General features: G+C 43.0%; 7 protein-coding genes and 2 pseudogenes. 7 read left to right on the forward strand and 2 right to left on the reverse strand.

What is annotated here, in order from left to right; all coding sequences use genetic code 11:
• Window positions 1–406 precede the first annotated feature (406 nt).
• From psbD to GNE10_RS36585, 7 genes and pseudogenes are all read left to right on the forward strand, one after another.
• Window positions 407–1,465, forward strand: coding sequence for a photosystem II D2 protein (photosystem q(a) protein) (gene psbD / locus GNE10_RS25120; RefSeq protein WP_099070151.1), 1,059 nt, complete (start codon window positions 407–409; stop codon window positions 1,463–1,465).
• Between the two features lie 685 nt (window positions 1,466–2,150).
• Window positions 2,151–2,432 carry a 4a-hydroxytetrahydrobiopterin dehydratase gene (locus tag GNE10_RS25125; RefSeq protein ID WP_099071715.1) on the forward strand — a complete coding sequence of 94 codons (282 nt, stop codon included), beginning with the start codon at window positions 2,151–2,153 and terminating at the stop codon, window positions 2,430–2,432.
• 951 nt (window positions 2,433–3,383) lie between these two features.
• Window positions 3,384–5,099: an iron uptake porin gene (locus GNE10_RS25130; RefSeq protein WP_185567646.1), complete on the forward strand. Its 1,716-nt coding sequence runs from the start codon at window positions 3,384–3,386 to the stop codon at window positions 5,097–5,099.
• A 385-nt stretch (window positions 5,100–5,484) separates the two neighbouring features.
• Window positions 5,485–6,447, forward strand: a complete 963-nt coding sequence (gene cysK / locus GNE10_RS25135; RefSeq protein WP_185567648.1) for a cysteine synthase A — start codon at window positions 5,485–5,487, stop codon at window positions 6,445–6,447.
• A gap of 15 nt (window positions 6,448–6,462) precedes the next feature.
• On the forward strand, window positions 6,463–7,164 hold the full coding sequence (locus GNE10_RS25140; protein ID WP_185567650.1) for a J domain-containing protein: 702 nt from the start codon (window positions 6,463–6,465) through the stop codon (window positions 7,162–7,164).
• Between the two features lie 180 nt (window positions 7,165–7,344).
• Window positions 7,345–8,166: pseudogene (locus tag GNE10_RS36580) on the forward strand (6-pyruvoyl trahydropterin synthase family protein); the annotation flags it as partial.
• Window positions 8,155–8,613 (forward strand): annotated as a pseudogene (locus GNE10_RS36585) (6-carboxytetrahydropterin synthase); the annotation flags it as partial. The pseudogenes GNE10_RS36580 and GNE10_RS36585, both read left to right, overlap by 12 nt.
• 160 nt (window positions 8,614–8,773) lie before the next feature.
• Here GNE10_RS36585 and GNE10_RS25150 read toward each other — a convergent pair.
• Together GNE10_RS25150 and GNE10_RS25155 are read right to left on the reverse strand one after the other, a co-directional pair.
• A complete protein-coding gene (locus GNE10_RS25150) occupies window positions 8,774–9,739 on the reverse strand; it encodes a PrsW family intramembrane metalloprotease (RefSeq protein WP_185567654.1) in 966 nt (321 codons plus the stop codon).
• The gene (locus GNE10_RS25155) at window positions 9,732–10,652 is read right to left on the reverse strand and encodes a class I SAM-dependent methyltransferase (protein ID WP_185567655.1); all 921 of its coding nucleotides are present in this window, start codon (window positions 10,650–10,652) and stop codon (window positions 9,732–9,734) included. Before GNE10_RS25155 ends, GNE10_RS25150 begins: the two co-directional genes overlap by 8 nt.
• Window positions 10,653–10,802: the final 150 nt, after the last annotated feature.

Here is a 10,802-nt window from a genome sequence, read left to right on the forward strand (position 1 = left end):
ACTCCTAACTCCCAATGCCCCATCCCCCAACCCCAATTGTTTAGATTTCTGAGAAAACTTGTGTCAAATTGTAAAAATTCTGATATTCATATTATTAATATACGTTCGTGTTAAATACCCGATCCGCTTGCGTGTGTCTGGCCAAAACCGAACTAATGTGATAAGTTAAGAATCATTAAGTTACCACAAGCTAGGTTACTAGCCAGTGGTACGTGTAATGGCATAGCTCTGAGAAATGTTGATTTCATAAAGCAGCAAGTTCTCAGAATTTCAGTAGCTTTTAGGCTGTTGAGATTGTCAAAAAAACGTTAATTCCTCACGGCAGTTGCCAAATAAAGCAAAAGCTTTTAGGTGATGCTGGTTCAAAAACGTTGCAATTTTAGTAAAAGAAGAGGATTTTAGTCCGATGACCATCGCAGTTGGACGCGCCCCAAGTACAAGAGGGTGGTTTGACGTAGTAGACGACTGGCTCAAGCGCGATCGCTTTGTATTCGTAGGTTGGTCAGGGTTACTACTGTTCCCCTGTGCGTACCTAGCACTAGGCGGTTGGCTAACAGGCACAACCTTCGTCACCTCTTGGTACACCCACGGTTTAGCCTCGTCGTACTTGGAAGGCTGTAACTTCTTGACAGTGGCAGTATCCACCCCAGCAGACAGCTTAGGACATTCACTATTGCTGTTGTGGGGCCCAGAAGCCCAAGGCGACCTTACCCGTTGGTTCCAATTGGGTGGGTTGTGGCCATTCGTAGCGTTGCACGGAGCTTTTGGTTTGATTGGCTTCATGTTGCGCCAATTTGAAATTGCTCGGCTAGTAGGAATTCGTCCCTACAACGCATTAGCATTTTCAGCTCCCATCGCGGTATTCGTCAGTGTATTTTTGATGTACCCCTTGGGACAATCATCTTGGTTCTTTGCTCCCAGCTTTGGTGTAGCCGGAATTTTCCGTTTCATTTTGTTCGTGCAAGGTTTCCATAACTTCACCCTCAACCCATTCCACATGATGGGTGTAGCAGGGGTGTTGGGAGGTGCGCTGTTGTGTGCGATTCACGGAGCCACTGTAGAAAACACCTTGTTTGAAGACGGCGAAGGAGCAAACACCTTCCGAGCATTCAATCCTACCCAATCAGAAGAAACCTATTCAATGGTGACCGCAAACCGTTTCTGGTCACAGATATTCGGTATTGCTTTCTCTAACAAACGCTGGCTGCACTTCTTTATGTTGTTTGTGCCAGTCACAGGTTTGTGGATGGCAGCGGTTGGTATTGTTGGTTTGGCACTCAACCTGCGGGCTTACGATTTCGTTTCCCAAGAGTTACGGGCAGCGGAAGACCCAGAGTTTGAAACTTTCTATACCAAAAACATTTTGCTCAACGAGGGTATCCGCGCTTGGATGGCTCCTCAAGATCAGATCCACGAACAATTTGTATTCCCTGAGGAAGTTCTACCTCGCGGTAACGCTCTCTAATTAGAAAAACCAACTAAAACTACATTCGCAGTTGTAGTTGGTTCTATATTGACACCACCTAAGATTGAATAATCTCCTTGCTCAATCCGAGCAGGTGTCAATATTTCTCCATCTCCCGCCTTTTCGCGGGAGATTTTTTTTGATTTATAGTTAATACCTGAAATTTATGTGTTATCTTAGGTGAAGGTTATAAACCCAGAGCGAAAAGCTCTGTCCCTTTGAGACTAAGACCGCTTAGGCAACAAGGAGGTGATGCCCATGATAGAAAGTAGTAAAAGCATGGGTCATCAGGTTGCAGTTAGCCGGCTGTGTGCCGGGGCTGTTCTTTAAAAGTTAGCCTTAGTTATCTTGAGATACTAAGTTAGCCCAAGTAGCTAGGCTCAGCTAGAAGTTCCTTCCGGCAGTCTGGTTGCAACCTGAAGACCCGCTAGACCGCTCTGACTTAGATCACCCGATCTCAATCAGAGCGGATAGTTTTTTGTAGGTAATTTTTGTTTTATTCAGTAGTTGCTTTTAAAAACTTGCATGGTCGACCTGGGGCAGGTAAACTCAAGACCTGAAAAATTTTTCAAAAGTTAAATTAATAAAGTATCAAGCTTTCATCTCTCTGCGTGCAGAATCAAAAAAGTTTGGTTTCATGATATCCAAGATGTAACCAACATATAATAATTAGGAATTTTTCTATATGGCACAACTACTAACTGAAGCGGAAATTCAAGAACAGGCAAAGGTTCTTTCAGGTTGGGCCGTTGAAGGGTCAAAATTGGAAACGACTCGTAAATTTCGGGATTTCATCCAAGCAATTGAGTTTGTCAACAAGCTTGTTGAACCTGCTGAATCAGCAGGACATCATCCAGACATAGAGATTTCTTACAACAAAGTCAAGATTACACTTACAACACATGATGCAGGTGGATTAACCCAGAATGACTTCGATCTTGCTGGAGTGATTTCCCAAATTCAGTAACTGATTTTTTTGACATTCATATAGAGCATATGCTGTGGGAATTTCAAAAAATAAACAACGGTTTCAGGTTGTTGACCGTTGACTGTTGACGCTTCACACTCAACAGTTAACAGTTTTTTATGGAATTTTTTTTACTTGGAAGTCCCCAACAGGTATTCGTCATTTGTTATTTACAACCAACAAATGACTAATGCCCCACATTCGATGTCTATTTCTCATCCTTTTGAATTTTAGGGATTTACAAGTAAAAAAATTCCATTGCTAAGCTAATTGTCATTCAAATTGTATCTTTGTGTCTCCGTGTAAGAGCGTCTTTCTAACGAGTTGAGTTATGCAATTTAAAAGCGCATCAGCTTACTTTTAACTGTTGACCATTGAGGGTTCACACTCAACACTCAACAACCAACCACCTCAAGCCGTTGTTTATTTGTTGGAGTTCCCTTAGCTACTTATGTATGGGTGCAATTTATATTCAATTTTGCGTTTGTTCCAAAAATATTAGACGGACTTAATTTTGCATAATTGAGTGGTGGATGGTGTGTTGTTTTCGATTGTCAAGGCTTGATGCAACGTCTAATTTGTGCCCAGAAGTTGCTTGGTGTCTAAAGCTTTGAAAAATGAAGCTAACCTATGATTAGCCATAGCCTCAAAACCTACTCCCTACTTGGATATATAGATGGCTAATGTGTGACAGTTATTAAGGCGATCGCTTTAATCTTGCCATCTTGATTTGATGTTTTATAATATTTTGATATAAGGATATGTTTTTGCATAAGTTAATCACATCAAATTTTAACTCTAAGTTAATCGTTTATTAGCTTTGCGAAAACTAAAATCATAAATAGGGGCATTCATGCCTCATCCACAGGTTTCAAAATGAGATGCCGCATTTTTAAGAATTAGGTGCAAGAAACCCAATTATCTATACAAGGTGTGAGGAGTAAAGAAAAGATGTCTAATCTCTTATGGAAATCTCTGTTGGTTAGTCCAGCAGTTCTAGGAGCAACATTACTAGTTTCAACAACAGCAATTGCGGCTCCAAATACAACCGCTGAAGTATCACCAGGCGAACAACCAAGTGTCACTGAAGTTGCCCAACAGCCAGAAATCTTGGCTCAAACAACCTTAGACCAGATTAACCGCTATAGTAACGAAGGCAACAAAAATAACTCTCAATCCCAAGTAACATCAGTTTCGCAATTTTCTGATGTACAGCCTACTGACTGGGCATTCCAAGCATTGCAGTCCTTGGTTGAGCGCTATGGTTGTATAGCAGGTTATCCAAATGCCACTTATCGCGGTAACCGTGCTTTGACCCGTTATGAATTTGCCGCTGGTTTAAATGCCTGTTTGGATAGAGTCAACGAATTAATTGCTACAGCAACAGCTGACTTGGTAACCAAACAAGATTTAGCAACCTTACAGCGGTTACAAGAAGAATTTTCCGCAGAATTGGCAACTCTACGCGGTCGTGTAGATGCCTTAGAAGCACGCACCGCTGAATTAGAAGCCAATCAGTTCTCGACTACCACCAAATTAGTCGGTGAAGCTGTTTTTGCAGTTAGTGATATTTTTGGCGGTAACACTGGTGATGCAAACAACACAGTGTTCCAAGACCGGGTACGTTTAGACTTACAAACCAGCTTCACTGGTAGAGACGTGCTGCACACCCGTCTTGCTGCTGGTAATGCACAAGCGTTTTCCCAAATTGATAATGCTGGTTTTCCCATCAACACTGCTGAAGGTACACAAACCTATCAAGTTGGTATTGGCGATGGTAACAACAGCGTCAGAATAGATCGATTGACCTATGAAGTTCCCATCGGCCCAGCCCAAGTTTACCTTGCAGCTAGTGGCGGACGACACAGTCACTATGCCGCAGTTAACAACCCTTACTTCTTCGATCAAACCGATGGTGGTAACGGTGCCTTGTCCTCCTTTGCCTCTGAAAGCCCCATCTATCGAATTGGTGGTGGTTCAGGTATAGCGCTGAATTTACCATTGGGTAAAGGTGGGGGTATCCTGGGTAATAGTTCAATCACCGCAGGTTACTTGGCATCAGAAGCTAACGACCCTGGTATCAGTGCAGGTCTTACCAACGGCGACTATGCTGCTTTAGGACAGTTGAACTTTAGTCTTGGCGATCGCGTGGCTTTAGCTGCAACCTACGTCCACAGTTATAATGCCGCAGGTGGTTTCTTGTTTAACTCTGGTTCCGCAGCTGACCCTGAAGTGTCAGTAGGTACTGGACAAGCTAATACTCTGAGTCTTGCAAACGGCTCTTCAACTAACTCCTACGGCGTATCTGCTGCCTTTAGACCAAGCGACAAACTATCAATTAGTGGCTTCGTTTCTTACCATGATGTCACAGGCTTCGGTGTAGGTGATGATTTTGAAGCTTGGAGCTACGGTGTTGGAGTAGCTTTACCTGATTTCGGTAAGAAAGGCAACGTATTAGGTATTTTTGCTGGAGCTGAACCCTATGCTCGTAACCGAGCAGGGTTTGTTGGTAATGATGTACCTTATCACTTTGAAGGTTTCTACAAGTATCAGGTATCAGATAATGTCTCAATCACTCCTGGTGTGATCTGGTTGACCTCTCCTGGTCAAAATAGCGCCAACGACGATGCAATTATCGGTACTTTGAGAACAACCTTCACCTTCTAGAGTGCTGACAATCTGATAATAATTTAACTTAATTAGTCCCCGCCACGAGGCGGGGCTTTTTGTTGTATGCCACCAACCAATAAACCCCAGTTGATAGCCGTAGTATACTAGAGAAGTTATCAGTTGTAAGTTTAAAACTACAGCAAAATTTTTCAAGCCAAAATTGGAAACTAAAACAGGCTTTACCTGAGGCTAACAGACTGAGGTTGTGTACTTCAAAAACTTAAAATCCGCCGTAAAAACTTCTAGTCATTAGTCATTGGTCATTAGTCATTAGTAAATAACCAATACCCAATGCCCCATGACGCCACTTGCTCCACTTGGGGAGACCCCAAGACCGCAGTGGCTCCCCCATGCCCAATAACAAATAACTAAGGAATAAATTATGCGAATTGCTCGTAACATTACAGAAATAGTTGGCCGTACACCTCTAGTGCAGTTAAACCGTATTCCCCAGAGTGAAGGATGTGTTGCTGAAATTGTGGTGAAACTGGAAAGTATGAACCCATCCGCATCAGTTAAAGACCGAATTGGGGTAAGTATGATTACTGCTGCTGAGGAGGAGGGGCTGATTACTCCTGGAAAGACAGTATTAGTAGAACCTACCTCTGGAAATACTGGAATCGCTTTGGCAATGGCAGCAGCAGCTAAGGGTTATCGCTTAATTTTAACCATGCCAGAGACCATGAGCGGAGAGCGACGGGCAATGTTGCGGGCTTTTGGAGCAGAACTGGAATTAACACCAGGAATGGAAGGTATGAGTGGAGCAATTAGCCGAGCGCAGCAGATAGTTAATAGTATGCCAAATACCTATATGTTGCAGCAGTTCCGCAATCCAGCCAATGCAAAAGTGCATCGGGAAACTACAGCTATTGAAATCTGGGAAGATACTGATGGACAAGTAGATATAATTGTGGCAGGAGTGGGTACAGGTGGTACGATCACTGGTGTGGCAGAAGTGATTAAAGCACGCAAACCAAGTGCGAAAGCGATCGCTGTTGAACCGGCTAATAGCCCAGTTTTATCTGGGGGACGACCAGGGCCGCACAAAATTCAAGGTATTGGCGCTGGATTTATTCCCCAAGTGCTAAAAATGAAATTAATTGATGAAGTGATTACGGTCACCGATGAAGAAGCGATCGCTTACAGTCGGCGTTTAGCAAAAGAAGAAGGCCTCCTATCTGGAATTTCCAGTGGTGCAGCTTTGTGTGCAGCAATTCGCGTGGCTCAACGTCCAGAGAATCAAGGACGTTTAATTGTGATGATTCAGCCTAGTTTTGGAGAAAGGTATCTAAGTACACCCTTGTTCCAAGACTTGGAGACCAAGTTAGCCGCTAGCGTCAGCTAACGATACATTGAATTAATGGTGAATTCTAAACACGTTTCTAACCATTACGAAACTCTCAAAGTTAGTCCAAATGCAAGCCAAGCGGAGATTAAGCAAGCTTATCGCCGCTTGGTAAAGTTATTTCATCCTGATAGCAATCAAGAAACAGCCGATCGCGAAGAGATTATCCGCATCAATGCAGCTTATGAGGTTTTAGGCGATAACCAAAATCGCCGTCATTATGACCAACAACTGCAAAATAAATCTCCAAAATTAGAAAGCGATCGCCAACAGCGTACAGCATCAGCGCAAAAACATTACCAGGCAACACGCAAAACAGGACGGGATGCTGATGAAGAAGTCGAAGAATGGCTGCGTAAAGTTTATCAACCGGTAAATCGCTTACTTTGTACCATTATTTATTCCCTAGAAGAACAAATGGAACAATTAGCTGCCGATCCTTTTGATGATGAGTTGTTAGATGAATTTCAGGAATACTTAAAAACCTGTCGCCAGGACTTGAAACAGGCACAAATGACTTTTCGTTCTCTCCCCAATCCCCCTAGTCTGGCAAGAACAGCGGCTCACCTGTACTACAGCCTGGATCAATTAGCAGATGGACTCGAAGAGTTAGGTTATTTTCCTTTGAACTACGATGAACGTTATTTACATACAGGTCAAGAATTATTCCGCATAGCTTCGAGATTACACTGTGAAGCACAAGCATCAATAGGTTAATGGGTATGGGGGAGCCACTGCGGTCTTGGGGTCTCCCCAAGTGGAGCAAGTGGCGTCATTGGGCATGGGGCATGGGGCATTGGGTATTTACTAATGACTAATGACTAATGACACAGAAATTAGTCTATGCTGGAAGTAGTGAAAGGTTAAGAATTTTGAAGTTTTATTGCCACTACACTTATGAAATGCATTATTAATCGCCGCGCTCAGTTTTCGGCAAGTCATCGTTATTGGTTACCAGAACTGAGTGAAGCTGAGAATATTGAGAAATTTGGTGTAAGAGCGAAATTTCCCGGACAAGGCCATAACTATGTTTTATTAATTTCCTTGGGCGGAGAAGTGGACGAATATGGTATGGTGTTAAATTTGTCAGATGTCAAACATGTCATCAAGCGAGAAGTTACCAACCAACTGGACTTTTCTTATCTCAATGATGTGTGGACAGATTTCCAAGAAACTCTACCTACCACTGAAAATATTGCACGGGTAATTTGGCAACGCCTAGCACCCCACCTACCTATAGTCGGCGTTCAGTTGTTTGAAAACTCTGAACTTTGGGCAGATTACACGGGAGAGGGAATGGAAGCATATCTCACCATTAGTACTCACTTTAGCGCTGCCCATAGGTTAGCTCCTAATATTAGCCCGGAAAAATATGGTAAATGCACCCGTACTCACGGACACAACTATCATCTCGAAATCACTGTGAAAGGGAAAATCGACCCACGCACTGGCGCGATTGTAGATGTGGATGCACTAAAGCGAGTAGTGGAAGATTATGCGGTGGAGCCATTAGATCACTCGTGCTTGAATAAAGACATTCCTTACTTCGCTGAAATTGTTCCCACTACAGAAAATATTTCACTTTACATTCATCATTTACTGACTTCACCCATCGAGAAATTGGGAGTTGAATTACACAAAGTTAGGCTGTTTGAAAGTCATGAACTTTGGGCCGATTATGCCAAAAACGGAACTGAAACTCATTTCACCGTGAGTACTTACTTTAGCGCTGCCCATCGGCTAGCCGATCCCAACCTCAGTCAAGAAAAGAACGCCCAGATTTATGGTAAGTGTGCGCGTCCCCACGGTCACGGACACAACTATTACCTAGAAGTTACTGTCAAAGGAGAGATTGACTCAACTACTGGGATGATTGTCGATTTGGGTGGTTTGAATCAGATTATCAAAAATGATGTGGTAGAACTATTCGATCACACCTTCATCAACGAAGACATACCTTACTTTGCCGAAGTCGTACCGACCAGTGAGAATATCGCGCTGTACATTAGTAATATATTGCGATCGCCCATTCAAGAATTAGGATCTGAGCTTTACAAAGTTAAACTCTTTGAAAGCCCCAATAACTCCTGCGAAATCTACTGTACTGAGTCTGATGCAAATTCAATCAGTGCAACAGTGAGTGAACTGGTGTTAGCAGAGGTTTAGTATGGGGCATGGGAGATGGGGAGATGGGGAGATGGGGAGAATAATAACTCCTAACTCACTACTCCCAATGCCCAATTAGAGAAGAACTCTAGGTCAGCAGTTGTCCAACACACTGGAGTTGTTTGCATATAAGCCCCCTAGCATTTTTCTCAATCATATTTTAATAAAAATACCGACGACGGGCGATACGTCGTAAATATCGATAAATGCCCCATGCTAAAAATCCGAAAAATAGATTTAGCAAAATTCGAGTAAGTATAAACCACAGTATTTCATAACTCAGAAGTGTCGATGGATTCAAGGGACTCACAATTCTGGCTAAGAGAAACAGCCCAAAAATTGCATTTCCACCAAGCACAAGGGCAAACAGTACTAAACTTCTTTGCCAGTAACGCTGTTGGGGTGTATAGCCGGAAATTAAGATAATAGGAGGTTTGCGTTGAACTTTTCGCAGTAATTGTTCCAATCGCCAAAACATCCACAAGAGGAAGGGGAAGAAACCATAACTCAAAAAACGTAGTGGTAGTGAGTAACCCCAAGCACTAGATAGGACATTAACCACGGCATGACAAATTACAGAATTTAGCCAAGCCCTAAAAATAAATTTTTTGTTTTGATTTCCAGTCTTGGAGGAAATATAGATTCCTAGCGCATATCCCCAAGGTGCAGAGAACATAGCGTGGACTGGCGTACCAATAGTACGTTCAAAAATTGATGCTGTACCGTGGAAAAGATAAATCCAGTTTTCTTCGGCAGTGAATCCAAGGGCAACGGCTATGGTCAAGATAAGAACGCTAGATAGATGTAATCTATATTGGCGTTGTAGATAGATTGGGATAACAACGGCAGCCAACTTGCAGCCTTCTTCGATTGGCCCTATTTCTATTAACTGCCGTAGGGCTATACCTGGAAGCGATCGCTTAACGCTATCCCAGTTTACAACCGAGTTAGCTACACTTTCAAAAATCCATTCCAGGCTCAGAGCCAAAATACCAGATATTGCCCCAAACACAAAGAACATCAGCAATTTGAGCAGAGGAGGGGCAAATGGTATCCGACAATAATAGTAGCCTAGAAGCAGCAAGGGTGGTATTGCTGCCCACAAAACTAGAGATAAATCAACCACTCACCTGGGCAATAATTGTACGGTGACGAGGGGTATTGTTAGCAATGACAGGAGTTTGGAAACCCGCCTCAATGATAGCTTGCTCAATGTCTAAAGCAAAATATTCATCTAAATATGGTTCAGTACTTTTGAGCAAAGTCAAAATGTAGGCTGGCATTTTTTTGTACACTTCAGATTTAGGATTCATATCCATGATTGCCAAGTAACCACCAGGACGCAACACTCTCCTTGCTTCAGCAAAAATTTGTCGAGCTGCTGACTGGGGTAATTCATGAAACATCAAGAAAACCGAAACTAAATCAAATGAAGCATTAGGTAGTCCAGTGGATTCTGCTTGGGCGTGAAGCCAATTAATTTTAGCTTGGCGTTGTCTAGCATTGTAATGAGCAACAGCTAAAAAGTAAGGAGATAAATCCAAACCTGTGATTTGGGCTTGGGGATAAAGTTCTTGCAGAGCAAAAGTACTCAAACCCACGCCGCACGCTAAATCTAGAATATTTTGGGGTTGATTGGGGAGTTGCGCTTTCAGAATATCGTGGTAACTTTGGCGCAGTTTATCATCTCCTTGCGCTCCAGCATCCCGCCAAATTCCAGCGTGAACAGTGCGAGCTGCAACTTTTAGCTCCCAAGCAGCTTTCCAATTGAGATTTCCACCTTCGTAAGCATGGAATGGGCGCAGGTAATATTCTGGGTAAGAAATCTGGGGATTTTCAACTTCAGCTAGATCGGATTTCCAATCACGCGCCTGTAGTGTTTCGACTTCTTGCGTCCAATGTACACCAATTCTTTCGGCACGTTTAATCATCATTTGTCTGGCTTGATGCTTGGCTAAATTAGCTAAAGGTTGGATTGCCAGTATGCCATTTACCAAGCGGGAAGCGAAGCCAACATTAGTGTTGAAAGCAGCAGTCATAAATCAGTTTGCATTTAACAGCCTCTTTTACTTATGACATACTTGCTCAACGCGAGTCTAGAAATGAAATGAATTGAAAAAGGGAATGGGGCATGGGGCATGGGGCAAGCAGGAGGTGTGGGAGGTGTGGGAGGTGTGGGAGGTGTGGGA

It is taken from the genome of Nostoc sp. 2RC (assembly GCF_014222165.1).
GTDB lineage: Bacteria > Cyanobacteriota > Cyanobacteriia > Cyanobacteriales > Nostocaceae > Nostoc > Nostoc linckia.